The organism is Chitinimonas prasina (assembly GCF_030160395.1).
Classification (GTDB): Bacteria; Pseudomonadota; Gammaproteobacteria; order Burkholderiales; family Chitinimonadaceae; genus Chitinimonas; species Chitinimonas prasina.
This window is the reverse complement of sequence record NZ_BSOG01000001.1, coordinates 258359-284657: the sequence shown is the minus strand read 5'-3', so window position 1 is coordinate 284657 and position 26299 is coordinate 258359. Positions and strand designations below refer to the sequence as shown.

At 60.5% G+C, this 26299-nt stretch carries 26 protein-coding genes and 1 tRNA gene; 17 read left to right on the top strand and 10 right to left on the bottom strand.

Going from position 1 to position 26299, the window contains the following annotated elements; translation table 11 throughout:
- The first annotated feature begins 21 nt into the window (after positions 1-21).
- From ctaD to QQK16_RS01450, 4 genes are all read left to right on the top strand, one after another.
- Complete coding sequence (ctaD, locus tag QQK16_RS01465) at positions 22-1656, top strand: cytochrome c oxidase subunit I (protein ID WP_284194650.1); 1635 nt, start codon at positions 22-24, stop codon at positions 1654-1656.
- A 110-nt stretch (positions 1657-1766) separates the two neighbouring features.
- Positions 1767-2306 carry a cytochrome c oxidase assembly protein gene (locus QQK16_RS01460; protein ID WP_284194649.1) on the top strand — a complete coding sequence of 180 codons (540 nt, stop codon included), beginning with the start codon at positions 1767-1769 and terminating at the stop codon, positions 2304-2306.
- Positions 2307-2333: 27 nt separating this feature from the next.
- On the top strand, positions 2334-2519 hold the full coding sequence (locus tag QQK16_RS01455) for a DUF2970 domain-containing protein (RefSeq protein ID WP_284194648.1): 186 nt from the start codon (positions 2334-2336) through the stop codon (positions 2517-2519).
- Between the two features lie 36 nt (positions 2520-2555).
- A complete protein-coding gene (locus QQK16_RS01450; RefSeq protein ID WP_284194647.1) occupies positions 2556-3410 on the top strand; it encodes a cytochrome c oxidase subunit 3 in 855 nt (284 codons plus the stop codon).
- Between the two features lie 103 nt (positions 3411-3513).
- Here QQK16_RS01450 and QQK16_RS01445 read toward each other — a convergent pair whose 3' ends face one another.
- Positions 3514-3714: a twin transmembrane helix small protein gene (locus tag QQK16_RS01445; protein WP_284194646.1), complete on the bottom strand. Its 201-nt coding sequence runs from the start codon at positions 3712-3714 to the stop codon at positions 3514-3516.
- An 89-nt stretch (positions 3715-3803) separates the two neighbouring features.
- On the opposite strand from QQK16_RS01445, the gene QQK16_RS01440 reads away from it, so the two are divergent.
- The 6 genes from QQK16_RS01440 to QQK16_RS01415 all read left to right on the top strand — a co-directional run bounded on the left by QQK16_RS01440 (position 3804) and on the right by QQK16_RS01415 (position 8444).
- On the top strand, positions 3804-4487 hold the full coding sequence (locus QQK16_RS01440; protein WP_284194645.1) for an SURF1 family protein: 684 nt from the start codon (positions 3804-3806) through the stop codon (positions 4485-4487).
- On the top strand, positions 4484-5053 hold the full coding sequence (locus QQK16_RS01435) for a cytochrome C oxidase subunit I (RefSeq protein WP_284194644.1): 570 nt from the start codon (positions 4484-4486) through the stop codon (positions 5051-5053). Before QQK16_RS01440 ends, QQK16_RS01435 begins: the two co-directional genes overlap by 4 nt.
- Before the next feature lie 2 nt (positions 5054-5055).
- Positions 5056-6027, top strand: coding sequence for a COX15/CtaA family protein (locus QQK16_RS01430; protein WP_284194643.1), 972 nt, complete (start codon positions 5056-5058; stop codon positions 6025-6027).
- Between the two features lie 23 nt (positions 6028-6050).
- Positions 6051-6962, top strand: a complete 912-nt coding sequence (gene cyoE, locus QQK16_RS01425; RefSeq protein WP_284194642.1) for a heme o synthase — start codon at positions 6051-6053, stop codon at positions 6960-6962.
- A complete protein-coding gene (locus tag QQK16_RS01420) occupies positions 6959-7543 on the top strand; it encodes an SCO family protein (RefSeq protein WP_284194641.1) in 585 nt (194 codons plus the stop codon). Before cyoE ends, QQK16_RS01420 begins: the two co-directional genes overlap by 4 nt.
- Positions 7544-7661: 118 nt before the next feature.
- Positions 7662-8444 (top strand): flagellar brake protein, encoded by a 783-nt coding sequence (locus QQK16_RS01415; protein ID WP_284194640.1) that lies wholly within the window; start codon positions 7662-7664, stop codon positions 8442-8444.
- Here the strand turns inward: QQK16_RS01415 and QQK16_RS01410 are convergent, their stop codons facing one another.
- Positions 8445-9332, bottom strand: a complete 888-nt coding sequence (locus QQK16_RS01410; RefSeq protein WP_284194639.1) for an NAD-dependent epimerase/dehydratase family protein — start codon at positions 9330-9332, stop codon at positions 8445-8447.
- 42 nt (positions 9333-9374) lie between these two features.
- Here QQK16_RS01410 and QQK16_RS01405 point away from each other — a divergent pair, with 42 nt between their 5' ends.
- Both QQK16_RS01405 and QQK16_RS01400 read left to right on the top strand, forming a co-directional pair.
- Positions 9375-10400, top strand: coding sequence for a CDP-6-deoxy-delta-3,4-glucoseen reductase (locus QQK16_RS01405; protein ID WP_284194638.1), 1026 nt, complete (start codon positions 9375-9377; stop codon positions 10398-10400).
- A 25-nt stretch (positions 10401-10425) separates the two neighbouring features.
- Positions 10426-10501, top strand: a tRNA-Thr gene (locus tag QQK16_RS01400).
- Between the two features lie 698 nt (positions 10502-11199).
- Here the strand turns inward: QQK16_RS01400 and QQK16_RS01395 are convergent.
- The 3 genes from QQK16_RS01395 to QQK16_RS01385 all read right to left on the bottom strand — a co-directional run bounded on the left by QQK16_RS01395 (position 11200) and on the right by QQK16_RS01385 (position 12883).
- Positions 11200-11598, bottom strand: coding sequence for an immunity 22 family protein (locus tag QQK16_RS01395; protein ID WP_284194637.1), 399 nt, complete (start codon positions 11596-11598; stop codon positions 11200-11202).
- Between the two features lie 397 nt (positions 11599-11995).
- On the bottom strand, positions 11996-12520 hold the full coding sequence (locus QQK16_RS01390) for a DUF4303 domain-containing protein (protein ID WP_284195777.1): 525 nt from the start codon (positions 12518-12520) through the stop codon (positions 11996-11998).
- 129 nt (positions 12521-12649) lie between these two features.
- Positions 12650-12883 (bottom strand): response regulator, encoded by a 234-nt coding sequence (locus QQK16_RS01385; RefSeq protein ID WP_284194636.1) that lies wholly within the window; start codon positions 12881-12883, stop codon positions 12650-12652.
- Positions 12884-12895: 12 nt separating this feature from the next.
- On the opposite strand from QQK16_RS01385, the gene QQK16_RS01380 reads away from it, so the two are divergent.
- Positions 12896-13096, top strand: a complete 201-nt coding sequence (locus tag QQK16_RS01380; RefSeq protein ID WP_284195796.1) for a hypothetical protein — start codon at positions 12896-12898, stop codon at positions 13094-13096.
- On the opposite strand, the gene QQK16_RS21270 is transcribed toward QQK16_RS01380, so the two are convergent.
- Positions 13069-13170, bottom strand: a complete 102-nt coding sequence (locus QQK16_RS21270) for a hypothetical protein (protein ID WP_284194635.1) — start codon at positions 13168-13170, stop codon at positions 13069-13071. The two genes, QQK16_RS01380 and QQK16_RS21270, sit on opposite strands and share 28 nt — an antisense overlap.
- Positions 13171-13232: 62 nt before the next feature.
- On the opposite strand from QQK16_RS21270, the gene QQK16_RS01370 reads away from it, so the two are divergent.
- Entirely contained in the window at positions 13233-13619 is a 387-nt protein-coding gene (locus QQK16_RS01370) for a hypothetical protein (protein ID WP_284194634.1), read from the top strand.
- A gap of 399 nt (positions 13620-14018) precedes the next feature.
- Here QQK16_RS01370 and QQK16_RS01365 read toward each other — a convergent pair whose 3' ends face one another.
- On the bottom strand, positions 14019-14753 hold the full coding sequence (locus QQK16_RS01365; protein ID WP_284194633.1) for an RCC1 domain-containing protein: 735 nt from the start codon (positions 14751-14753) through the stop codon (positions 14019-14021).
- A gap of 341 nt (positions 14754-15094) precedes the next feature.
- Here QQK16_RS01365 and QQK16_RS01360 point away from each other — a divergent pair, with 341 nt between their 5' ends.
- The 3 genes from QQK16_RS01360 (at position 15095) to glgX (ending at position 21176) form a co-directional block, all read left to right on the top strand.
- A complete protein-coding gene (locus QQK16_RS01360) occupies positions 15095-16060 on the top strand; it encodes a succinylglutamate desuccinylase/aspartoacylase domain-containing protein (RefSeq protein ID WP_284194632.1) in 966 nt (321 codons plus the stop codon).
- An 875-nt stretch (positions 16061-16935) separates the two neighbouring features.
- Positions 16936-19095: a 1,4-alpha-glucan branching protein GlgB gene (gene glgB, locus QQK16_RS01355; RefSeq protein ID WP_284194631.1), complete on the top strand. Its 2160-nt coding sequence runs from the start codon at positions 16936-16938 to the stop codon at positions 19093-19095.
- A complete protein-coding gene (gene glgX / locus QQK16_RS01350; protein ID WP_284194630.1) occupies positions 19092-21176 on the top strand; it encodes a glycogen debranching protein GlgX in 2085 nt (694 codons plus the stop codon). Before glgB ends, glgX begins: the two co-directional genes overlap by 4 nt.
- A 62-nt stretch (positions 21177-21238) precedes the next feature.
- Here the strand turns inward: glgX and QQK16_RS01345 are convergent, their stop codons facing one another.
- The 3 genes from QQK16_RS01345 to QQK16_RS01335 form a co-directional block, all read right to left on the bottom strand.
- On the bottom strand, positions 21239-22312 hold the full coding sequence (locus QQK16_RS01345) for a SagB family peptide dehydrogenase (RefSeq protein ID WP_284194629.1): 1074 nt from the start codon (positions 22310-22312) through the stop codon (positions 21239-21241).
- 177 nt (positions 22313-22489) lie between these two features.
- The gene (locus tag QQK16_RS01340) at positions 22490-22777 is read right to left on the bottom strand and encodes a hypothetical protein (RefSeq protein WP_284194628.1); all 288 of its coding nucleotides are present in this window, start codon (positions 22775-22777) and stop codon (positions 22490-22492) included.
- 220 nt (positions 22778-22997) lie between these two features.
- Positions 22998-26171, bottom strand: coding sequence for a response regulator (locus QQK16_RS01335; protein ID WP_284194627.1), 3174 nt, complete (start codon positions 26169-26171; stop codon positions 22998-23000).
- Positions 26172-26299: the final 128 nt, after the last annotated feature.

Below are 26299 nucleotides of genomic sequence, written 5' to 3'. Positions count from 1 at the left end.
AGCACAGAGCGAGGACAAGATATGACCACTACCGTTCACACGCCTGATCACGCCCACGGCGATGATCACCACGATCACCATCCACACGGCCTGACCCGCTGGCTGGCAGCGACCAACCACAAGGACATCGGCACGCTGTACATGTGGTTTGCCTTCATCATGTTCCTCACCGGCGGCGTGATGGCACTGTGTATCCGGGCTGAGCTGTTCAGCCCGGGCCTGCAGTTCGTCCGGCCTGAGCTGTTCAACCAGTTCACCACCCTGCATGGCCTGATCATGGTGTTCGGCGCCATCATGCCGGCCTTTACCGGCCTGGCTAACTGGATGATTCCGCTGATGATAGGCGCGCCCGACATGGCGTTCGCCCGCATGAACAACTGGTCGTTCTGGCTACTGCCACCAGCGGCCTTGCTGCTGATGATCAGCTTTGCCGTGCCAGGGGGGGCCGCTGCCGCAGGCTGGACCCTGTATGCCCCGCTGTCCACGCAGATGGGCATGGGCATGGACCTGACCATCTTCGCCATCCACATCATGGGTATCTCGTCCATCATGGGCGCGATCAACATCATCACCACCATCCTCAATATGCGTGCCCCCGGCATGACCATGATGAAGATGCCGATGTTCGTGTGGACTTCGCTGATCACCGCCTACCTGTTGATTGCCGTGATGCCCGTGCTGGCTGGTGCCGTGACCATGGTGCTGACCGACCGTCACTTCGGCACCAGCTTCTTCAATGCTGCCGGCGGTGGTGATCCAGTGCTGTACCAGCACATCTTCTGGTTCTTCGGCCACCCCGAGGTGTACATCATGGCGCTGCCCGCATTCGGCGTGGTCAGCCAGGTGATCCCCACCTTCGCCCGCAAGACCCTGTTCGGCTACCACTCCATGGTGTACGCCACCTCGTCCATCGCCATCCTGTCGTTCATGGTGTGGGCGCACCACATGTACTCCGTGGGTATGCCGGTAACGGCCCAGCTGTTCTTCATGTACGCCACTACCCTGATCGCGGTGCCTACCGGCGTGAAGGTGTTCAACTGGATCGCCACCATGTGGAAGGGCTCGATGACATTCGAGACCCCCATGCTGTTTGCCATCGGCTTCGTCTGCCTGTTCACCATGGGCGGCTTCTCCGGTGTGGTGCTGTCGATTGCCGCAGTGGACATCCAGTTGCATGACACCTACTACGTGGTGGCCCACTTCCACTATGTGCTGGTCGCCGGCGCACTGTTCTCGCTGTTTGCCGCCGTGTACTACTGGCTGCCGAAGTGGACCGGCTTCATGTACTCCGAGACCCGAGGCAAGATTCACTTCTGGTGGTCGATGATCGCCTTCAACGTGACCTTCTTCCCCATGCACTTCCTGGGCTTGGCTGGCATGCCCCGTCGTATCCCCGACTATGCCGTGCAGTTCACCGAATTCAATGCCCTGGCTTCGGTTGGCGCCTTTGCTTTCGGTATCGCCCAGATTTACTTCCTGTTTGCTGTGCTGCTGCCCACCATCCGTGGTGGTGCCGGCCCTGCACCGGCCAAGCCATGGGAAGGCGGCAATACCCTGGAGTGGGAAGTACCGTCGCCGGCGCCGTTCCATACCTGGGAGCAACCGCCGTCGCGTGAGCTGGTTGATAAGCTCGCCGCCCAGCAGCAGTTGCACTAAGCATGGCTGGCAAGAATCTGCGTACCGCCGTGGTGCTAGCTAGCGTTGCGGTGGTGCTATGTCTCGGCTTTGCCGCCCGTTTATGGTTGTTTGGTCAATAAGGCCTGTTGATGGATACGCTGCAGTCCGATAACCGCCGATTGATGGCCAAGCTGATCGTGATTGCCGTTGGCATGTTCGGCTTCGGTTTTGCACTGGTGCCGTTCTATGACCAGATCTGCGAAGCCACGGGCATCAACAACCTGTTGCGCCCCGACAAGGTGGAAAACACCCAGGTGGTGGCCAGCCGGACGGTGACGGTGGAACTGGATGCCAACCTGCGGGCCGACCTGCCCTGGCGCTTTGCGCCGGAGCAGCGCAAGCTGCAGGTGCATCCGGGCCAGATGGTGCAGGTGGTCTACGATATCGAGAACAACGGACCCCGCCCCATCGTGGCGCAGGCCATACCCAGCTATGGCCCCAAGCGGGCTGGTGAATACTTCAACAAGCTGGAGTGCTTCTGCTTCAGCAAGCAGCAATTTGCGGCCGGTGAGAAGCGCCGCATGCCGGTGGTGTTCGTGATTGATCCCAGCCTGCCTGAGGACATCCATACCATCACCCTGTCGTACAGCTTCTTTGAAGTGGCCGGCACGGCCCAACCGGCAGCCTAGAACATGCGTGAGCAAGAGAAGTCCAGCATGAATCCCCTGCGCGCCGTAGGCGCCGTGCTGGCTGCCTTTACCGGCATACGGCGAGGCAAGGATTCCAAGGAAGATCTGCAGAAACTCAAGCCGGTCCAGATCATTCTGGCCGCACTGATCTGTGCCGCAGTCTTGATCGCCGGCCTGATCATCCTGGTAAAAAGCATCGTGCCGGCGCAGTAGCGGCGGACACGCAAGACCGAAAAGGGAGCAGACAACATGGCAACAACGCAGCAGCCTGATTATTTCGTACCCGCGCCGTCCTGGTGGCCATTCAAGGGCGCCGTTGCGCTGTTCGGCATCGGCCTGGGCGCCGCCTTGCTAGTCAACTCGGTGCCGTTCTCCTGGGTGCCGCTGGCCATCGGCATCGCCATTCTGCTGTGGATGCTGTTCGGCTGGTTTGGTGACGTGATCCGCGAGTCCGAAGGCGGTGTCTACTCCAAGCGGGTTGATATCTCCTTCCGCTGGGGCATGGGCTGGTTCATATTTTCTGAGGTGATGTTCTTCGCCGCCTTTTTCGGCACCCTCTACTACCTGCGCAGTATCTCGGTGCCCGAGCTGGGCAATATGGAACACAAGATACTGTGGCCCGATTTCAAGGCCATGTGGCCCATGTCCGTCGCGCCCAATGGCACCGAACCCTACCAGGTGATGGGCCCGTGGGGCTTGCCGGCCTGGAACACCCTGATCCTGCTGACTTCCGGCGTGACCCTCACCTGGGCGCACTGGGGCATGATGGAAAACAAGCGTGGCCAGCTCAAGCTGGGCCTGCTGCTCACCGTATTGCTGGGCGCCTTGTTCCTGGGCCTGCAGGTCTATGAATACGCCCACGCCTGGGGCGATTTGGGCCTGACCATGGCCTCCGGCGTGTATGGCGCTTCGTTCTACATGATGACGGGCTTCCACGGCATGCATGTGTTCATCGGCGCGCTGATGCTGGCAGTCATGTATTTCCGCTCGGTCAAGGGTCACTTCACCGCCGAGCACCACTTCGCCTTCGAAGCTGCCGCCTGGTACTGGCACTTCGTGGACGTGGTGTGGCTGATCCTGTTTGTATTCGTGTACTGGCTATAAGGCCTGCCGCAAGGCGTAAAAATGGTGCAGCGCAGGCTGCACCATTTTGTTTGTAAAGGCCAGCTGCAGCGCCAGCCGGTTGCGGTTGGCCGCGCTTACTGGCTCAGTACACGCCGTGTGGCTGTATCCAGCCCAGGCGGTACGACAGCATCAGGAATAGGAACAGGGCGACCGACAGGCTAATGCGCAGGGTCAGCGCCTTGACGGTACGTTTGGAGCTGTCCTTGCTGCGTATCAGCGAGAACATGGCGCTACCCAGTGCAAACAGGATGCCAAGTATCATCAGCACGACAATGATTTTCATGATGTAGGGCGCAAGCGGGAAAAACCCGAGTTTATGCCCAGTCACCCCTCGGTATCCAACCCTATCGCCATCCCCGTCTGCTTCTTGCCATGCCCTTGCGTCGTCCCCGCCTGCTGATCATCATCGCTACCTTGCTGTTTGTGGCGCTGACCTTGCGTCTGGGCTATTGGCAACTGGGGCGGGGGCAGCACAAACAGGCGCTGGCGGAGCGACAGCAGGCCATGGACCAATTGGCACTGCTGCCCTGGCGGGGCGAGCTGGGTGAGGCCGCATGGCAAAGGCGCTATCAGGTCGAAGGCGCGTGGCTGGCCAGCGGCCAGATATTCCTGGACAACCGGATACACAAGGGCAGGGCAGGGTTCCATGCCCTGGCACCGCTGCAACTGGCGGATGGTCGCCTGTTGCTGGTCAATCGGGGCTGGCTGCCCAAGGTGCCAGGGGTACAGCCACAGGCACCGCTACCGGCGGGGCCCGTGGTGTTGCAGATACGCCTGCAGCCACCCCAGCAGCAGTATGTGGAGCTGTCGGCAGATCAGGCTGGTGGCGTGGTCTGGCAGAATCTGGACTGGGCACGCTACCGCAAGCTGGTGCCGGCATCGGTGGTGCCGGCACTGGCGCAGCAATTAGGTGAGAGTGATGCACTGGCCCGTGATTGGCCAGCCGTGGATTTTGGCGTGGAGAAGCACTACGCCTATGCAGGCCAGTGGTTTCTGTTTGCGGCCCTGGCCGTTGTTCTGTTTTTTATCTTGCACTGGAAGCGCCGTAACACATGAATGCTGCCACTCAACCCAAGCGCAACGGCCGCTGGATACTGTTTGCCCTGATCGCCATTACCATCGCACCGGTGCTGGCTTCCTACCTCGCTTATTACGTCTGGCGGCCCGAGGGCGGCAAGACCTATGGCGAGTTGCTCAAGGTTGGCCCGGTGCCGGCGTTCCGGCAAGCAGGGCTGGACGGCAAGCCGGCAGCGCTGGCTGATCTGAAAGGGCGCTGGGTGCTGGTCATGGCCGCCAGCGGCGACTGCCAGCAAGCCTGCCAGAAAGATCTGCATGCCCTGCGCCAGATACGCATGGCGCAAGGCAAGTTCATGGATAGGGTAGAACGGCTGTGGCTGGTGACCGATGCCGCCGCGCCGTCAAAGCAGGCAGTGGCCGCTGCTGATGGTGCCCGCACGGTGCGCGCACTGGAGGCGATTCCCTTGCAGGGCGACGTGGCCACCGGCTACTACCTGATCGATCCGCTGGGCAACCAAGTGATCCGCTATCCACGTACCGCCGACCCGGTACGGGTGATCAAGGAAGTGGGCAAGTTCCTGAAGAACAATGAGAACCTGGGTTGATCATGTTTCGTAAACTCACTCTCCTGGCCGTCGTCTGGACGCTTTGCGTGGTGGTGCTGGGCGCCTATGTGCGCTTATCTGATGCCGGTCTGGGCTGCCCCGATTGGCCCGGCTGCTATGGCAAGGCCACACCGATACATGCGGTGGACGAGATACTGGCGGCACATGCCGAAGCACCCCATGGTCCGGTCAGCATGGCCAAGGCCTGGAAAGAGATGGTGCATCGCTATCTGGCCAGCGCCCTGGGTCTGCTGGTGCTGGTGCTGGCCGTGATGGCCGTCAAGCATCGCGATCGTCTGCGGCAATCGCCCCTGCTGGCGGTTTCCATCTTCTTCGTGGTGTGCTTCCAGGGCGCGCTGGGCATGTGGACGGTGACCAAGCTGCTCAAGCCCGCCATCGTCACCAGCCACCTGATCGGTGGCATGACCCTGGTGGCCATGCTGACCTGGCTAGCCTTGCGGCAGCGGGACTGGGCCAGGGTAGAGCGTGCAGGCGGATTCCGCCTGGCCGCCTTTGTCGGCCTGTTGGTAGTGACCTGCCAGATCATCCTGGGCGGTTGGGTTAGCACCAACTACGCCGCCGTCGTCTGCACCGACTTCCCCACATGCCAAGGTGCCCTGGTGCCGCAGATGGATTTCCGTGATGCCTTCCATGTGCTGCGCGAGCTGGGCCAGACACCGGAAGGGGAGTTGCTGAGCATGGCCAACTTGACCGCCATACACTGGCTGCACAGGTTGGGGGCGCTGGTGACCTTCTGTTTTATTGGCATACTGAGCTGGCGCTTGTACGCACAGGGTGTTTTGCGTAGCCTAGCGCTCGCCATTGCTGGCATGTTGCTGGTGCAGGTAGGCCTGGGTATCAGCAATGTGGTCTTCCATCTGCCGCTGTCGGTTGCCGTGCTGCACAATGCTGGCGCTGCCATGCTGCTGCTGCTGATGGTGGTGCTGAATTACCGGCTGGCGCAGTGCCGCTAAGGGCAAAGCGCAGGAGAAATGTGATGAGTGCCGTGACCCTGACCAAACCGCCACTGGGCCTGAAAGCCCGGCTGCGTGAATTCCTTGCCCTGGCCAAACCCAGGGTGGTGGCCCTGATCGTCTTCTGTGCGGTCATAGGCATGTTTCTGGCGACCCCCACCCTGCCGCCCTGGCTGCCCGTGCTGGCCGCTACCATAGGCATTGCCCTGGTGGCCGGTGCCGCTGCGGCCATCAATTGCCTGGTGGAGCAGAAGATTGACGCCCTGATGGCCCGCACCCGGGCTCGCCCCCTGCCGCGTGGGCAGGTGACCAGCGGCCAGACACTGGGCTTTGCCCTGGTGGTTGGTGGCATAGGCTTGTTTGTGCTGCACCAATGGGCCAATCCACTCACCATGTGGCTGACCCTGGCGACCTTTGTCGGCTACGCCATCATCTATACGGTTGTGCTCAAGCCCAGCACCCCGCAGAACATCGTGATAGGCGGGGCATCGGGCGCCATGCCACCGATATTGGGCTGGGCGGCAGTCACGGGTGAAGTCAGCCATGATGCGATGATACTTTTCCTCATCATCTTCGCCTGGACCCCACCTCACTTCTGGGCCTTGGCGCTCTATCGGCGCGACGACTATGCCCGTGCCGGGCTGCCCATGCTGCCCGTCACCCACGGTGAAGCCTTCACCCGGCTGCATGTGCTGCTCTACACGCTGATACTGACGGCAGTCACCCTGCTGCCCGTGGCCACCGGGATGGGTGGCGGCATCTATCTGGTGTCCACCCTGATACTCGATGCCATCTTCCTGGTCTACGCCTGGCGCATCTGGCGCAGCTATACCGATGAGTTGTCACGCAGCACCTTCCGTTATTCCATCCTCTACCTCTCGCTGCTGTTTGCCGCGCTGTTGGTGGATCACTATCTGCACATCCCGCTACGATGATATCCCTGCGTACTCTGGGTACCCTGCTGCTGACTACCTGCCTGGCGCTCACTGCTTGCAGCGAGGCACCCAAGCCGGCCTTCCTCTCCACCGACGTGACCGGCGCCCCCATAGGCGGCCCGTTTGCGCTGACCGATCACCATGGCAAGCAACGTCGGCTGGAGGAGTTCAAGGGCAAGGTGGTGGTGATGTTCTTCGGCTACACCCATTGCCCCGATGTCTGCCCCACCACCATGAGTGAGCTGAAGGCGGCCATGGCGCAACTGGGCGACAAGGCCAAGCAGGTGCAGGTGTTATTCGTGACGGTGGACCCGGAGCGGGACACCCAGGCGCTGCTGAGCCAGTACGTGCCGGCCTTTCATCCCGACTTTTTGGGATTGCGCGGCAGCACGGCGGAAATTCGGGCGGTGACCGACCGATTCCGCATTGTTTTTCAGCGGAATGGCACCGATGCGACAAATTACACCGTAGACCACAGCGCGGGCAGCTATATTCTGGACAGGGAAGGCAAGTTGCGCCTGTTTGTCAGCTATGGTGCAGGGGCAAAGGTGTTTTCTCATGACATTGGTCTATTGTTGTAAAAATGGGTCGATGTAGTGCCGGACTTTGGGCTGTGGATAACATCGCGCTAGTGTGGATGCCGCGCCGGCTGTGGCAAAATCCCGAAATCATCAATATATAAACAGGCTCCCAAACACTGTGGCGGAAGCGGAAAACAACCCCTCTCAGGAAGGCAAGGCACCCGTTGCGCTGATTCCAGAAGGCGTGGACGTCAGCAGCTTTCTGCTGCGTACGCCGGTAGAAATCGGTTTCGTGCTTCGTTCGCTGGCGCAAAAGGGTGATCTGGTCTCGGTGTACTTCGATCACGGCCAGTTCTCCTTCTTGTCCGCCATCCTGGAGTGCGACACCAAGCAGCAGCGCTTTTGGTTCGACATCTGCGGGGTAGAGGCCATCAACCGCTCGCTGCTGCGTGCCGATCACATTGTATTTGCCGCAGCGCCCGAGGGCGTTCGCATCCAGTTTGTGCTCGATGGCGGCATCTCGCTGGTTGATTACGACGAGCGCCCGGCTTTTGAAGCCAGCTTCCCCAATGATCTGATCAAGCTGCAGCGGCGCGAGTATTTCCGGCTCGATACCCCCATAGGCAAGCCGCTGCTGTGCAAGCTGCGCCACCCCAATGGCCGAGTGCTGGATCTCCCACTGCACGATATCTCCATCGGCGGCATGGGGCTGTGGATGCAAGGTCAGGTCGAAGTGGAGCAGCTGGATGTGTTCCCCGGCTGCCGCGTCGACCTTGGCACCTTTGGCATGGTGGAACTGACCATAGAGATACGCAGCAAGCGCCAGGTCACCAAACGGGACGGCACCGTGCAGACCATGTTGGGCACTCGCTTTGTCGATCTGCCCCGGCAGACCGAAAACCTGCTCCAGCGCTATATTGCGCAACTGGAGCGCGAGCGCCATCAGCTGCTGCGCAACTGATTACTCGGCCGCCTGATCGCCCAGCCGGTTGAGCAGGGTTTGCGGCGTAGGGTAGGCCAGCCGCAATCGTAATTCCTTGCGCAGCCGTTGGTTGCTCAGCTGGCGTGATTCCCGCATGAACGACCACAACGCCGGCGAAACCTGCTGTTCTGCCTCGGCACGCGATAGCCGAGGTGGTCGGGGCAGACTATAGGTATCGGCTACCTTGTCAAACCACTCCCCCATCTTCCAGCGGCTATCGTCGCAAGCGTGGTAGACGCGGCCCTGGCGGCCACGGAACAAGGCCAGGCAGGCGGCGTGGGCCAGATCATCGGCATGGATATGGTTGCTGTAGCCATCGTCTTCCGGCCGCAGTGCGGCAGTGCCCTTTTGCAGGCGTTCCAGCGGTAGCCGGTCTGCCGCATAGATGCCAGGGGCGCGCAGTATGCTTACCCGGCAAGCACTGCGCCGGCCATAGCGCCGGAGCAAGGTCTCCGCCGCAACCCGGCGCCAGGCACGGGCGGATTCGGGCCGGCAGGGCTGGCTTTCGCTTAACAGTGCGCCGCCACAATCGCCATATACCCCGCTGGTACTGATGTAGCACAGCCCCCGTGGTAGAATCGCGCCTTGCGCGAGCATTGCGGCCAATCGCATGCTGCGCGGGTCGTTGTTGCCGGTATTGGGTGGCGGGGCACTATGCAGCACATACTCGGCCAGCCCAGCCAGGCGTTGCAGGCTGTGGCGCTGGTCCAGGTCACCGTGCACCGGCACCACGCCCTGACTGCGCAGCCGCAGGGCCTGCTCGGTACCACGGCACAAGGCATAGACACGGAAACGTGCTGTCAGCCAGGGCAAGGCCCGCTGCATCACGTCGCCGCAACCCACGATCAATAGTCTTCTTTTACGCATGGTGCGATTGTAGCCGTACCGTGTGCGCCAGCAGGAATCAACATGTCGCATCAGCTCACCATCGAACCGAGCAAGCAGCAAATTACCGTAGAAGAAGGCGAAACCCTGCTGGATGCCGCCATGCGCGTCGGCTTCAATATGCCTTACGGCTGCCGCAACGGCGCCTGCGGCGCCTGCAAGGGCCGCGTGTTGCAGGGTGAGATCAGCCATCGCGAGCACTCCGGCTCGGCACTCAACAAGACCGAAGAAGCCCAAGGCCTGGCTCTGTTCTGCTGTGCAGAACCGCAAGGCGACGTGGTGATCGAATGCCGCGAAATCCAGGCCACCAAGGATATCCAGATCCGTACCCTGCCGTGCCGGGTAGAGAAGATAGACCGGGTATCGCACGATGTGGCCGTGCTCTCGCTCAAGCTGCCTACCAATGAGCGCCTGCAGTTCCTGGCCGGCCAGTACATCGACATCCATACCAAGGACGGCAAGAAGCGCAGCTTCTCGCTGGCCAACCCACCCCACACCGAAGACTACCTGCAACTGCATGTGCGGCTGGTGCCCGGTGGCGAATTCTCCGAGTACGTCCACAACTCGATGCGCGAGCGCGAGATATTGCGTTTCACCGGCCCACTGGGTTCCTTCTTCCTGCGTGAAGAGTCGGACAAGCCCATCATCTTCCTGGCCAGCGGCACCGGCTTCGCGCCCATCAAGAGCATCGTCGAATACGCCATCAAGAAGAACATCCAGCGCGAGATGATCCTCTACTGGGGCGCCCGCACGCTGGACGACCTCTACATGCCCGAGCTGGCAGGCCAGTGGCAGGCCGAGATGCCCAACTTCACCTTTATCCCGGTGCTGTCCGAGCCCAAGCCTGAAGATGCCTGGCATGGCCGTACCGGCTTTGTGCACGAGGCCGTGCTGCACGACTTTGCCGACCTGGCGGGCTACCAGGTCTACGCCTGCGGCGCTCCAGTGATGGTGGAAGCCGCCCACGGCAGCTTCACCGGCCGTGGCCTGCCGGCCGACGAGTTCTTCTCGGATGCATTTTTTCTGTCGAAAGATCTTCGCAAAAGCTGATAGATCGGTATAATTCGCCCCCTGTGCCGACATAGCTCAGTTGGTAGAGCAGCTGCCTTGTAATCAGCAGGTCACCAGTTCGATTCCGGTTGTCGGCACCAGAAACTCAAGGGGTTACGTGAAAACGTAGCCCCTTTCTGCTTTGTGGCGTTGCGTACGGGCTGGCAAGCGGGTTTCAGCGTTGATGGACTGATTGGGACCGATAGTCATCCCGGTAGACTCGGGATAGCAAAGGCCCGCATGGTGTTTTGCTGCGCGAGCATTCTTGTTTGGAACAGCAAGCCCAACCGCTGCTTGAGCTTGCTCGGCACCCATTAAGCCAAAGAGTCAGATAGCTCATCCCAATTAGAGATAGTTTCCGCCCAAGCAGGGATGAATGCGTTCGCATGCGTAATCATGGTATTGCAAAGACCCGTGCAGTATATATTTACCGATCCCTTATATCGCCGCCCTGGCTTAGCTTCGGTGTTAATGAGATTCTTGGTAACGCTATAAAGCAACTTACCTTGTCTGCATATTGGACATTTCTTTCCTTTCAATAGGTCCAAGTTTCCAAAAAAGATGGCCCTTTCCAGGTAATCGATTTTTTCTGCAAGCATTCCGTGTGGTTGCATTTGGTCGTCCTTTCGAAGTAAGTGGAAGGTGTGCTCAATTGCATAGGATTTTGCCCTTGACCCCACAACATAATCCAAATTTGATTAAAGGCTGGTTCTCTTGTTGCAGGAAGCAGGCCAATTGTTTTCGAGTTGCAAAACTTCTCAAGGCGCAGAGTTGTAGAGACACTGTCTGGGGCTACAGGTTACTCATCCTCAGAGTATGTGAAACTCCCGATAAAAATGGGGTCTACAGCAACCGGCCTACAAACTAGAGAAGGATCATATTCGAAGTTGTATTGCGCTGTCACCCATTTGGCTTCACTCAATCCCTTCTTACTTGCAGCCTCAACCGCATGCGCAAGAAACGACCTTGAATAAGATAAATCGCCTAGCAATCTATCAATCCCAGTCGTTTCAAAATCGAAGCTATTAATTTCTTGATCATCAAGGCGGTAATGGCCGACACCACACAAGTCCTGTAAGACATCTGAGCCCGTGTCTATTTCATCACCGAGTAAACCGATCCAGATTGATACAACACCTTCACGCTCAAAACCTTGGGTGTAGTACTCATCTTCATCAGAGTAGTCTTTCCTGGCCATAATCATCCTCTCATTTATTCATGAAATCCAGATTGTAATGCTTTATGGACTATCATAAATCCACTTTTCAGGCCGCGGCTGCATATTTGTTTTAAAGTCACTCAAGGAACTTGAGGGATCACGGGGCAGGTCTCAAGTCTGTTCGATTAGATTGGTTTCAACGGATGCTGCCGTGGATGAATCAACTTGAGCTCAAACATGGCTGCAGTGCAATCCAGCCTCTGTCGTCGTGGATAGCGATTATCGCGATAGCAATCTAACCGAATAGTATTGAGGCTAGGCCACATACTCATATTTGCTGCCTCTTGAGTTGAAATTTTTGACAGGTGAGCCATGTGTTTCAGCAAGGAAGTTCACGGGCCTGAAGAACGGTTTTTTTGTGCGGCAAGGAAATGACCTATGTATTGGGGTCGGACCATCGAATAAACTCATTAAGTGATTCGCTGGTGTTTAATTTTCCAATCCAATCTATTTCGCTTTGTGTCTCTCCTCCTCTGACGGTGAAAACCACAGCAATGGGGTCGTTGCCAGTGTAAAAGTACCCCTGAATTTTCATGTTTTCCAATGCAAGCACGCAGGCTTCATAAATTTCCTCCTTAAGTCTCTTGCGTGCTTCAGTTGAATGACTGCAACGTGCTTCTTCCTGCAATATTCTACATATATCTTGGAAGTGTTCGGCACCCTCGAACTCGTGATCCCACTCGCCAGGGCTCCATCTGTAATAGACTGCATCTCCTGGGTCGCCGGCAACGAGTTTCTCTAGGTTTTCAAGAGAATTTACCGCAGGGCAAATTGTGATGGCATCCGGGTCGGAATACAGAGCGTAACCGCAGAATTTTTGGTCGGGGTAACGCAAGCGAACACCATCGAAGGCTTGTTTGGCTGCATTTTCTATCATTAATTGCAGAAGGTGAAAATCCATTGCTTTCAAGTCGCATTGATAATTAGCAAAAACAGTACGCACATAGCCAGAGCAGCCCCCAGTTATGCCAGCGGGCAATGCCCGGCGCCCGCCCAGCCATCACCGCTGCAAATGCCGATTCACCACCATTCAGTAAAAGCCGGCCTGCTTGGCCACATCGCTGATACCGTCGAAATCGACCGGCTTTACCACATAGCTGCTGGCCCCCAAGTCGTAACTGCGCAGGATATCCGACTTTGCGCGTGAGGAAGTCATGACCACCACGGGGATACGGCGGGTGCGGCTGTCGGCCTTGGCCTGTAGTTGCACTTCGGCGCCGCTTACCCTGGGCATCTTCAGGTCCAGCAATATCAAGCCGGGCATGGCTGCGTCCAGATGCTGGTGTTCGCCCTCGCGGAACAGGTAGCCCAGGACTTCCTGCCCATAATGGTATTGGCGCTGGTGCTGCGCAGCCCGTACATGGTCAGCTTGGCGTCCGGCTGGTTGTCCTCTGCCAGCAGTATGTGTATTTGCTCATCCTCTTCCATGCTGCTGCTCCTGCAAGATATTCAATGGCTGCGCGGTAGGGTGAAATAGAGCCTGGCGCCCTCACCCTGGGTGCTGTCCGCCCACATTGTGCCGTTGTGGCAATTGATGATGCGTTGTGCCAAGGCTAATCCTACGCCTGTGCCGGGGTAGTCAGCGGCGCCAGCTGCGTGGCCTGCCGCCCCAATTGGGAGAAGGCCAGCAGATCGTCTATCAGGTAGCCCATGCGGCTGGCTTAGCTGCGCACTATGCCGAGCAGGCGCTGGCGCTCTGTGTTGAGCAGGGCAGCAAAGGCGCCAATGGCCCTCACTGGGGCGCGAAAATCGTTGAAGACCGAATAGCTGAAGCTAACCAGATCCTTGGTGACGTCATGTTGGCAGATCAGCATATGCCGACGTTGAACGGCACCGAATTCCTTAACCGGGTCAACGAGTTGTATCCCGCTACCGTGCGCACTCTCCTGTCAGGCGACACTGGCCAGAGGCCAGTTACCGAGTCGATGCATCATGGTGCGATCTACAAGTCCCTGACCAAGCCTTGGAGCGATGGGCAGGTGCTGGTTGTGGTTGCTTAAGCCACCAGCGAAAACGCGTTGACCATGGTTAGTCACTGATGCGATCGAGCACTCACCGACGGGGCTGGTCACATTAGCGATGTCTGCTTCGGACATGCCTACCAAGCAAAGCAGTTTCGGGTTATAGCTGAGCTTGCGACAACGCTGCCCAGGGCGTAGACAACGCGCTGAGCATCGCCCACAGCAGTATCAAGCACAAGGCAACGGCGGGCGATGACTACGGCAGCCGGCCAGAAATCCATCCAGCGACACCTCGGACAGATCATATACCGTAGCGAAGCAGGGCACGGTACGACTATCCCCATCATATTGTCTATCCATCCAGAGCCGATGGCGGGCGACTAGCGCCGTGTGGCTTCCCTGTGGGCAAGGGGCACGATGGTAAGGCCAGAGAAGTCCTTAACGGGGTAATTGATAGGCCGGCGCGGCCTGAGCCATCAGCTGGGCTGCCTGCAGAAAGCAGGTTTCGTCCCCCAGGCTGATATCGTCGTACTGGACGCGCGAGGTGCCTAAGCTGCCGTCTTCGGATTCTTCGCCAGGGGTGACACCCCAGCGTATCAGCTGGCCGCTATGGTGAAGTGCCATGCTCTGGTAGTCAGTCGTAGCGATTTCACGGTAACCGTGGCCCATGGGCGTGGGCAGTGCCTGCTTGGCATCCACGGTATGGCCCAATTGGCCCTGGCCGTTGTGGCCCCAGGCCCAGAGCGTGCCATCGTGCTTCAGCAGCAAGGAGTGCAAGGCGCCAGCGGCAATGGCCATGCAGCCACGGGCTATCTGTACCGGCCGAGCCTGGTCGACCAAGCTACCATCACCCAACTGACCGTCGCCATTGTAGCCCCAAGCCCAAAGGCTACCGTCGCGCTTCAGACCCAAGCTATGGAAGCGCCCCGCCGCAATGGCGCAGAAGTTGCGCCCCACCAGCACCGGCCGGCGCTGATCCTGGCGGCTACCATCGCCAAGCTGGCCATAGCGGTTATCGCCCGACGCCCACAGCGTGCCATCACGGCGTAGTTGCAGCTGATGCCACAAGCCATGCGCCATCATGCTGGCCACTTGTGCCGAAGGGGTATCGCCCATCAGGCGATGCGGCAGGGTGGCTTGGGTGCTGAGATGCTGAAGGCTATCGAATTTCATGCGGTCTGGTCCTGGCGGGATAAAGCGGGCGGCATGTTGATCTTGGGGATGGCCACCCATAAGAGCGCTTTCAGCGCCCCGGTTTTGTCGCAATACGGCGCTGTTTAAGGCAGTTTCTCCTTGCATATCAAAGCTATGCTGTGTCGAAATTGGCCGTTCGAGCTTGGTTTTGCATGGAGCCTGAGGTGCTGGAAGCCACCTTAAAGCGGCGCCATTATGCCTATAGCATTAGTAGAATGCTGTGAGGGAAATCACACCTGCGCATATTTGTTGGTTTATGCCAACAGCATTGTGCGGTGCGGCTTATACTTGTTTTCCCTTTTCGCCTGACCAGCCTACCCATGCAACAGTTCAAATCCGTCACTTATGCCGGCTTGCAGCCGGGCCCTCGTCTGATCGTGCTGGGGGCGGTTCATGGCAATGAAATCTGCGGCACCCAGGGCATCACCCGCCTGATGGCAGAGCTGGACAGCGGTGCGGTGCAACTGCTGGCAGGCAAGCTGACGCTGGTGCCGATAACCAACCCGCTGGCCTATGAGCGCAAGCAGCGCATGGGCGATCGCAATCTCAACCGCAATCTGTGCCCTACCGATCAGCCGGTCGAGTTTGAAGACCATATTGCCAACTGGCTGTGCCCCCTGCTGGCAGAACACGACGTGCTGCTGGATCTGCATTCCTTCCAGGCACAGGGGCGCCCGTTTGCCATGGTGGGGCCTGAAGACAATACCGGCACGCTGGAACCCTTTGCCCATGCCGCTGCGGAAGAGGCATTGGCACTGCGGCTGGGGGTAGGGCGGTTGGTGGATGGCTGGCTGAGCACCTACGCACGAGGCGTGGAACGCCGCCGCGCAGCCATGGGGCCGGGCGCCAGCCGTAGCCAGCTATTGAATGCCGATGCACGCTATGGCGTGGGTACCACCGAATATATGCGCGCCCAGGGCGGCTATGCCCTTACCCTGGAGTGCGGCCAGCACGACGACCCGCAAGCACCTGAGGTGGCCTACCAGGCCATATACAACACCCTGGCCCATTTGGGGCTGATTGCCGCCACAGCGCCCCAGCCTGTCGCTGAGGTCGAGGCGCTACATATCTATGAAGTGATAGATCGTGCCCACCCGGACGATGCCTTTGCCCATGGCTGGTCCAGCTTTGACCGGTTGTCCGCAGGCGATTTGATTGGCACACGCCACGATGGCACGCCAGTCAAGGCCGATTGTGAGGGCTACATCCTGTTCCCGAACGCCCGGGCGCAGGCAGGGCAGGAATGGTTCTACCTGGCTCGGCCCACCCCGCGTTTTGCGGGCTGAGTCCAAGCCAGGATGCGTCGAGGGGTAGGTATCTGCTCCGTGCGTTGCCTGCCAGCTATGGCTGGCGTCCATAGCAGGCTCTAAGACAAGAGGCCGGACAACTGTCCGGCCTCTTGCTTTCTGCTACCCGCTCTGCAGGCGCGTCAGGCTCGCAGGATGCGGCCCTTGGTGCCTTGCGGGTTCATCCTGCCACAGCTTCAGGTAATACACCCCACGCTTGCAGCACGTTTCAGCCCTGTAGCCCAGTGCCCGATACTGGGCCGCAACTTCGGCAACGGTGCGCATATCAGCTCGGCAAAACAGCTGGATCAGCATGGCGGGGCTCCTGGCGGAGCAGTTGCCCCGTACCTGACTTATCGGCAGGATTGCCGCGAAGTTGAGCGGTATTCCGACCCATGGCAAAACACCCGTACCTGCAAACTGCCTGCAACAAAGCAAGGGCAGAATCCGCGCACGTTTCCGCTGCCGTTGGGCGGATGTGGCTCCTGCCCGGACGAGCCCATGGTACCGGGCACCAATCCCTGCCCCCCGCGCTATGTGCGGGGGGCATTATTCTTGCAGCTACTGCCGGTGTCTGGCTGCCCCTGACTTGCCTGAAGATATCGATCTATCTGCTTATAACAGCGACTACCAAAACCCAGCGTAGCGGTTCTGGCTGGACGTGCGAGTGCTGGTGCGCGCAGCAGACAGTACGTGGGTACGGCAAGCTTGCACAACAACGCCAGAAAGGTTTTGTTGGCGGCTCTGAAGTCCGTCGCTCACCTTGCCGGGCCACAGTCCATCCGCAGTGAGTAGTTGCCCAGGCGTGCCTACATGCCCAATCCCATCTAGGATAAGGAGACGTCGATCTGGCGGCGTTGAATTGGGGAGCTGGCATGACGGGCGCGATGCTCGATCACTGGGTGGTGGAGGCGATATGCCGTGGTGAGCATGGCGACCCCTTTGCCGTGCTGGGCCCCCATCCTGGCGAATCGGGGGTATGGCTGCGTAGCTGGCAGCCGGAGGCCTGCCGGGTTGAGGTGACCGATGCCCTTGGGGCGCCCCTGGCGGTGCTTGATCAGCTGGATGCGCGTGGATTGTTTGCCGGTTGCTTGCCCAGCCTGCCGCCGCACTACCGTTTGCGAGTTGCCTGGCAGGCAGTACAGCTGGAGCTGGACGATCCCTACCGCTTTCCGCCGCAGCTCTCGGCCGATGCCATGTGGCATATAGGGGAAGGCAGCCATCGCCAGCTCTGGCAGACCTTGGGCGCCCATCCGCAATGCCTGGATGGCATCGATGGCACCCTGTTCTCTGTCTGGGCGCCCAATGCCAAGCGGGTCAGCGTGGTGGGGGATTTCAATTTCTGGAATGGTGCGGCCCATCCCATGCGGCTGCGGCGCGAGTGTGGGGTGTGGGAGCTGTTTCTGCCTGGCGTGGCGGCAGGCGAGAAATACAAGTTCGAGGTGCTTGATTGGGACGGTGTGGCGCTGCAGAAGGCCGATCCCTTTGCGTTCGCGGCCGAACTGCGTCCGGCCAATGCCTCGGTGGTGACGAAACTGCCCCCTGCTTTGCCAGCGCGGCAGCGGCAGGGGGGGCTGGATCAGCCTGTCAGTATTTACGAGGTGCATCTGGGCTCCTGGCGTCGGCGTGCCGATGGAGGCTGGCTCAGCTACCGGGAACTGGCCGACACGCTGGTGCCCTATGTGCGCGAGATGGGTTTCAGCCATATCGAGCTGCTGCCGGTCAGCGAGCATCCCTTCGATGGCTCCTGGGGGTATCAGCCTACCGGTTTGTATGCACCCAGTGCGCGCTTTGGCACGCCTGCGGATTTCCGGCATTTTGTGGAGACCGCCCACGCCGCAGGGCTGGGCGTGCTGCTTGATTGGGTGCCGGGGCATTTTCCGGCCGATGAGCACGGTTTGGCCTGTTTCGACGGTACGCATCTGTATGAGCATGCCGATCCGCGCGAGGGCTTTCATCGCGATTGGCATACCCTGATCTACAACTATGGCCGGCGGGAAGTGGCCAACTACCTCAGTGCCAATGCCCTGTTCTGGCTCAGCCAGTACGGCCTGGATGGCCTGCGGGTCGATGCGGTGGCCTCCATGCTCTACCGAGACTACAGCCGGGCCGACGGTGAGTGGGTGCCCAATGTGCATGGCGGGCGGGAGAACCTGGAGGCCATTGCTTTCCTGCGCCAGACCAATCACTGGGTAGGCGTGGCAGAGCCGGGGGCCATTACCCTGGCCGAGGAATCCACTGCTTTCCCGCAGGTCAGCCGGCCGCCCGAGCACGGTGGCCTGGGTTTTCACTACAAATGGAATCTGGGCTGGATGCACGACACGCTGGACTATATGCGGCGCGAGCCGGTGCATCGCAGTCATCACCATGGCCAGCTGGGTCTGGTCCTGACCTACGCGTTCAGCGAAAACTATGTGCTGCCGCTGTCCCACGACGAAGTCGTCCACGGCAAGGGCTCGCTGCTGGGCAAGATGCCGGGCGATGACTGGCAGCGCTACGCCAATCTGCGTGCCTATCTGGGATATATGTGGGCGCATCCGGGCAAGAAGCTGCTGTTCATGGGGGGGGAGTTTGCCCAGCAGGCGGAGTGGAATCATGATGCCAGCCTGGACTGGCACCTGCTGGAGGATGAGCGGCATGCGGGCATGCAGCGCCTGGTCAGGGATCTCAACTGCTGCTATCGGCAGGAAACGGCGTTGCATAGGCTCGATTGCGATCCGGCTGGGTTTGAGTGGATATGCTGGGACGACCAGACCAATTCGGTGCTCAGTTTTGTCCGCCATGATGGGCAGGGCGGCATGGTTCTGGTGGTATGCAACTTTACCCCCGAGGTGCGTACCGGTTACCGGGTGGGGGTGCCGCAGGCCGGTTGCTGGGTAGAGATACTGAACACCGATTCGCGCCACTATGGCGGCAGTGATGTGGGCAATGGCGATGCCCATAGCGAGCCGCAGCCCGGCCATGGCCGTACCCATACGGTAGCGCTGACGCTGGGGCCGCTGGCGACCCAGTTCTTTCGCTGGATGCCATCATGACACTGGCGCTTGGACTGGTACCGGGAGATCCGTTCCGCCTGGGCAGCTACTGGGATGGCGCAGGGGTGAACTTTGCCGTCTATGCGCTCAACGCAGACCGTGTCGAACTCTGTCTGTTCGACCCTGCAGGGCACCGGGAATTGGCGCGCTTGCCCTTGCCCGGCCACCATGCGGGCGTCTGGCATGGTTATCTGGCCGAGGCTGAGCCTGGCCTGATCTATGGTTTTCGTGCCCATGGCCTGTGGATGCCGCAACGCGGCCATCGCTACAATCCGGCCAAACTCCTGCTGGACCCCTATGCCCGCCGCCTGCACGGGCGCTATGCGGGGCAGGGGGATTTCTGCGATCACCTGCCGGGCGACCCTAGCCGGCCCGACCCGCGTGACAACGCCACCCATGCGATCAAGGGCGTGGTTGATGCACCCGACTACGGCAGCTATGCCTTTGACTGGCAGGATGACAGACGGCCGGGGATAGCCTGGGCGGATACGGTGATCTACGAACTGCATGTCAAGGGTTTCAGCCGGCTGAACCCGGCAGTGCCGGAGGCATTGCGCGGCAGCTATGCCGGCCTGGCACACCCCGCCAGCATTGACTGGCTCAAGTGGCTGGGCGTGACCACGGTGGAACTGCTGCCTGTGGCGGCCTGCGCGGATGAGGGGCATTTGCTGGCCCGTGGCATGGTGAACTATTGGGGCTACAACCCGGTGGCACTGATGGCGGTAGAGGCGCGCTATGCCGCTGGCAGCGACCCCGTGACGGAATTCAAGTCGGCGGTGCGTGCCTTGCATGCTGCAGGCATCGAGGTATTGCTGGACGTGGTCTACAACCACACCGCTGAAGGGGGCGTCGGTGGGCCCGCATTCAACCTGCGCGGGCTGGACAACCGCAGCTATTACCGGCTGGCGCCAGACGGCCACTGTGAGAACTGGACGGGCTGCGGCAATACCCTCAACCTGGCCGAGCCACGTTGCCTGCAGTTGGTGTTGGACAGCCTGCGCTTCTGGGCGCAGGAGTGCCATGTCGATGGTTTCCGCTTTGACCTGGCGCCCATACTGGCGCGTGGCATGCATGGGCCATTCGAGGCCTGGTCCAGCTTCTTCGCTGCCATACAGGCCGATCCCCTGTTATGCCGCCTGAAACTGGTGGCCGAGCCCTGGGATATCGGCCCCGATGGCTACCGGGTAGGGGGCTTTCCGCCCGGCTGGGCGGAGTGGAATGATCGCTACCGCGACAGCATGCGCAGCTTCTGGCTGCATCATGGCCCCACCCGGGGCGAGTATGCCCGGCGGCTGACAGCCAGTAGTGACCTGTTCGAGCGACGCGGCCGGCCGCCGTGGGCCAGTGTCAACTTCCTGACCGCCCACGATGGCTTCAACCTGCGTGATCTGGTCAGCTACAGCCAGAAGCATAACGAGGCCAATGGCGAAGAAAACCGAGATGGCCATGGCAACAACCACAGCTGGAACGGCGGCGTGGAAGGGCCTTCTGATGACCCCGGCATCCTGCAGATCAGGGGGCGTTTGCAGCGGGCGCTGCTGGCCTCGCTGATCTTCAGCCAGGGTACGCCCATGTTGCTGGCAGGGGATGAGATGGGTCACACCCAGCAGGGCAATAACAACGCCTATTGCCAGGATGGCCCGATCAGCTGGCTGGACTGGCAGCATATCGACTTTGCCCAGGCAGCGTATGTGGCAAGGCTGCTGGCCTTGCGCCGCCAGTATCCGGCACTGCGCCATGGCCGCTGGTTCAGCGCCGAGGCTCACGGCGGTTACGAACGCCGCGATGTGGACTGGCGCAATGCCGAAGGCCGTGCGATGACGCCAGCCGAGTGGGACGGCCGCGAGCAGTTCAGCCTGGCGGTGGAGCTGGGGCCGGAGGGGACCCGTGACCGCTGCCTGCTGCTGATCAACGCCGAGGCAGTTGCCACCGAGTTCAATCTGCGGCCAGGCCGCTGGCTGCGTGTGCTGGATACCGCTGAGCCCGATGCCGGTGATGCGCTGTTCCAGCAGCAGGTGGTGCTGCCAGCCAATACCGTATGGCTGCTGGTGCTCGATACCGGCGGCAGGGTGACTTGGTAGCCCTGCCTGCCAGGACGCGCCGCTTCATCGCCAGGCGACCGTGATGCTGGCGGTAGTGGTGTTTATTCCGGCTCGGTAGCGTCTGCGGCCTCGGCCGGATGGCCTACACCGGTCACGAACAGGACGGACTCGCTGATTCCATCTATACCCAGGTCCTGCTCGATCAGGCTATCGCGTAGCGCGGCTGTGCCCCACGGCGCCAGGCCCATGGCAGTCGCGGTGAGGCAGAAGGTCTGGCCCAGGTGGCCGGCATCCAGCATGACCACGCGGTAGGCGCGCGGCTTGTGGTACTTCCACATGGTGCGCTCAAACACCGCCGTCATCAGGAATAGCGCCGCAGAATCGGCAAAGTATTCCTGATCGGCGCAGTACAGGCTGGCTTGCGCCGGTGTGGCGACCGGATTGACCAGGGTGAGTGTGTGGTGCAAGGGGTGGTAGTGATAGATACCTGGCGCCAGTCCTGCCACCCTAAGCACCATGACGTAGACTTCGACCGGATGGCGGGCGCCGCCCGAGGGGCTGGTCTTGAGTGGCAAGCGGCCAAAGGCTGCGCTGTCGACATGCCCCTGTACCCCCCAGACCAAGCCCAGCAAACGGCTCAGCTCATCCAGAGCCAAGGCTTGCGGCGAGAATGACCTATGGGTGCGGCGTGCCAGCAGTGCCTGGTGGAAGGCATCCTCGGGGTAGGGGGCCTGGGGCAGCTTGATGGGTTCGCCGCCCAGAGGGGAACGGTAGAGGGCAGGCGGCTCGGTCACGGGTACGACGGCAGCCAGCTCTTCTTCTGACGAGGCTGCCGAGGCGAACGGCGTGTCCTTGGTGGCGAAGTGAAATGCCCCCTCGGGCAGCCAGGGGGCCCATTGATCGGCCAGCAGGGCATCGCTGGCAGCCTGGGCAGACCCTTCCTCCAGCAGTAGCTGTTCGGCCACCAGCTGCTCCAAGGTCTTGCGCAGGCTCTGCGGGGAATACTGGGTGAAGTGGGCCAGTATCTCGTCCAGGCTGCGCCAGTCCGAAAAGTAGTCCAGTACCTGCACGGTGAGTGGATGCCCGCTGACACAGTGGTGCTGCAGGTAGTTGCTGAATGCCAGCTGCTCGTCCTGCCAGTGGATGCTCAGGGCTAGCGCGCGTTTATAGCGCATGGTGGTTAGGCTCCGGTGGCTGGACTAGGGCAGGGATAGTGCGCCGCCATCGTGTCTGGTGGCGATGTAATGCGCTGTCTTGTTAGGCACCCGTACTAACAGGCCAAATAAAAGCGGCGTTATGTACCGCAGTACGATAACGCCGCAGACGAGCCAGCAGATTGCTCGCGCCGAGATTTACTTCTTCTTGGCGGCGGGCTTTGCTGCGGGCTTGGCAGCAGGTTTTGCTGCTGCGGGTTTGGCAGCCGGCTTGGCTGCCGGTTTTGCTGCGGGCTTGGCAGCAGCAGCAGGCTTCGCGGCAGCGGGTTTGGCTGCTGGCTTGGCCGCAGCTTTGACTGGAGGATCGACATGGAAAGGAGCGAGCTTGACGCCATCCGCAACACCTTTCACATGCTTCTTGATGGTCTTGAGCTCCAGTTCCAGGGTCTCAATGTGTTTGACCGCATTTTGCAGCGCGGCGAGCACGTCATCTTTCTTGGGGGCGGCCTTTTTTTCTGCCATTGCTCTCTCCTATTTAGAGGTGGTGGTTCAGTCCGTTAGCACTCGCGCCCAAGCGCTGGTGTGCGGGCTGCTTGAGTATTGTACGCGGGCAAAAGATTAGCAATCCTGCATGTCCATATTTTGTGCGGGTTTGCGGGGTTTGTTCCGCACTTGCAACGCTGTGCATGGGTGGCGGTGATGGATATCAAGTGGCCGTTATCGAGGCCGAGGCATTTAGGCTGGCCAGTTTTGCCAGGTCGGTCAGCAGTGGCTGCAATACCCGATCCAGTTCTGCCAACACGGACAGGCAGTGATCGGTCGGTGCTTCACCGACCACGGGCAAAGTGGCTTCCAGCTCGGCCGCCACCTCCGAGACCTGGGTGGCGCCCATGCTGCCGGCCAAGCCTCTAAGAGTATGGGCCAGCCGCTTGGCTTCCTCATTCTGCCCCTGTGCCAAATGGTCGCGCAGTAGCGCGACGGTATTGCCATAGCCAGTGGCAAACCGGGTCAGCAGGCGCAAATACAGGTGCTGCTTGCCGCCCATATAGCGCAGCCCCAAGGCAACGTCGACACCGTGCAGCACTGGCAGCGGCATGTCGCCTGCCGCCTCGTCACCAGGTGCGGGTACTGCCTGGTGGCCGCGATCCAGCCAATGCCCTACCAGCTTGTACAACTGTTCGGGCTGTATGGGCTTGGTCAAGTAATCCTGCATGCCTTCTTCCATGCAGCGCTGACGCACATCGGAGATCGCATGGGCTGTCAGTGCCACGATGGGGATGGCATCCAGCTGTCTGTGCTGACGCAAGGTGAGGGTGGCGGCATGGCCGTCCATCTGCGGCATTTCCAGGTCCATCAATATCATGGCGTAGTCGCCCGGTGCAGCGGCCAGCGCCATTTCCACGGCTTGCTGGCCGTGCTCGGCCAGGTCCACCTCCAGTGCCATGGCGCTGAGCAGCTCCACCACAATCTGCTGGTTGATGGCGTTGTCCTCGGCCAGCAGTATGCGCTTGCCGGCGTAGCGGCGGGCAGGCGGTGTGTGCTCGGCAGGGGTGGTGGCCGTGGGCGCTTGGTGGAACACGCCGGTGAGGGTATTGACCAGGGTGGATGGGCTGACAGGCTTGAACAGCAGGCCGTCGATACCAGCCTGCTCGGCCGCATTGACGACGGATTCCAGCCCGAAGGCGGTCACCAGCACTAGCTTGGGTGGGTGGCTCAAGCTGGCGTCGCGCTGCAGGGTGTGGATCAGCTCCATGCCATCCATGTCGGGCATGTGCCAGTCCGTCAGCACCACGTCGTAGGGGTCGGTCTGGTCGGCTGTATGCAGATAGGCCAGTGCCTCGCGGGCCGAGCCTACTTCATCCACCCGTAGGGGGAGCGATGTGAGCATCTCCGCCATGATGGCGCGAGCGTGCTCGCTGTCGTCCACCACCAGTACCCGGGCGTCGTTGAAGCGGGCCGGCAGTACCAGGGTGGCTTGCGGCCCTGTGGGCAGGGGCAGCGTCAACTGGAAGTGGAAGGTGGAGCCCACGCCGGTGTCGCTGCGTACGCCAATCTGCCCCCCCATCAGTTCCACCAGGCGGCGCGATATCGACAGGCCCAGTCCGGTACCCCCATATTTGCGGGTGGTAGAGCCATCGGCCTGGGTAAAGGGCTGGAACAGACGCGCCTGCTGCTCGGCTGTCAGGCCTATGCCGGTATCGCGTACCTCGAAGCCCAGCTGCACCTTGCCGGCTTCTGTTCCCAGCAGGTTGACGGCCAGTTCGATCTCGCCACCGGGTTCGGTGAACTTGATGGCATTGTTGATCAGGTTGATCAGCACCTGGGTGAGTCGCAGTGCATCGCCCATCAGGTTGCGCGGCACATTGGGGGCGATGTGGAACAGGTACTCTATCTGTTTGTCTGCGGCCTTCTGGCTGGTCACGGTGGCCACATTGATGGCCACGTCGTCGAGGGTGAAGGGCTCGCTCTCTACATCCAGCTTGCCGGCCTCGATCTTGGAGAAATCCAGGATGTCGTTGATGATGGCCAGCAGGGATTTACCGGCGCGGTGAATCTTGCTGACATAGTCGCGCTGTTTGGCGCTCAGTTCGGTTTGCAAGGCCAGGTGGGCAAGGCCGATCACCGCATTCATTGGCGTGCGTATCTCGTGGCTCATATTGGCCAGGAACTCGCTCTTGAGGCGTGTCGATTCTTCTGCCTTTTGCCGCTTCAGCCTTTCGGTTTCCACATCATGCTGTATGGACATGCTTTGCAGCCGCAGGCTGTTGGCACTGTTGAGCATGGCGGCCTGGCGCCGGGCGTAATCAACATGGGCCGCCAGTGCGGCGGCGCTGTCACCAAGGGCGGCGTGGCACAGGTAGAGCTCGTGCCGTGCGTCTACCTGGATGAACATGGATTCGCAAAGGTCGTAGACCAGGTCTGCGGCATGCAGAGCGATGATGGCCTCGGCGAAACGTCCCTGCCTGCGCCGCAGGCTGCCCTTGGCCCAAGCGTAGAAGACACCGAACAAGTCCAGGCTGCCCATATCGTCGCTGGCACGGCGACGGGCAATTTCGATCTCGACCCGTTTCAGCCAGATCTCCGCTGCGGCCCATTGCGACTCTTGCAGCCCACCAAGGTAGATGGCCATCAGGTTGCCGATGAAATCGAAGTAACCGGGTGTGCGATTGCTCTCGCGCCGCATCCAGTCATCCATCAGGCTGGCTGCCGTCGTGGCGTCGCCCAGGGCGATATTGGCCATGGCCAAATAGGGCGGAACGCCCCATAGCCGGTTACGCAACTGGAATTGCTGCGCCAACGCCAGCGCCTCACGCAGGCAGTCGCGGGCCTCTCCGAAGTTGCCGTAGTTCAGGTGGACTTCGGCAATATTGTGCAGTGCCAGGGCGATACGGGGCGGGTCGTCCAACTGCCGGGCAAGCTGCAGCGAGGCGTAGTCATGGCGTAGCCGGGTGACTTCATCCTTGACGCCGCCTGCCACGCAATGCAGGGCGATATAGGCGGTATAACGGTGCAACGGCGATAGCTTTTCCAGCTGCGGCTCGACCTTGTCTCGTAGTATGGCCCAGGCCTCGTCGCTGCGGCCGGTGCTCCACAGTGTCATGCCCTGCTGTGCATACGCCAGTAGCACTGCTTCCTCATCGCCTTGCTCTCGGAAAGTCTGCAGGAGGCGCTCACAGATCTTTACGTGCGAGGCGTGGGGGTTTTCCAGCGTAGAGTGGGTCAGTATCAGGAAGCGCGCCATCGCCGCGTCACGCTGTGCCGTTGGCCCCGCGCAGCTGGCCAGCGCGGCTTCGGCCAGCCGTCGCGCCTCACCCGCGTCCTTGTAGCGGTACTGCCAATACTGTTCGATCAACTGGCTTGCTTGGGAGCGGGTGGTCATGGGCTGGTTCGGGTATCAGCAGGGTTGGGCGCTGCACCAAAACCGACCCCTGGGCCGGTGGGGCCTTAACCTACAGGGTCAGGGCACGGTGCAATCAACAGGGTACAACAAGCGGCCTGCAGGCGTGA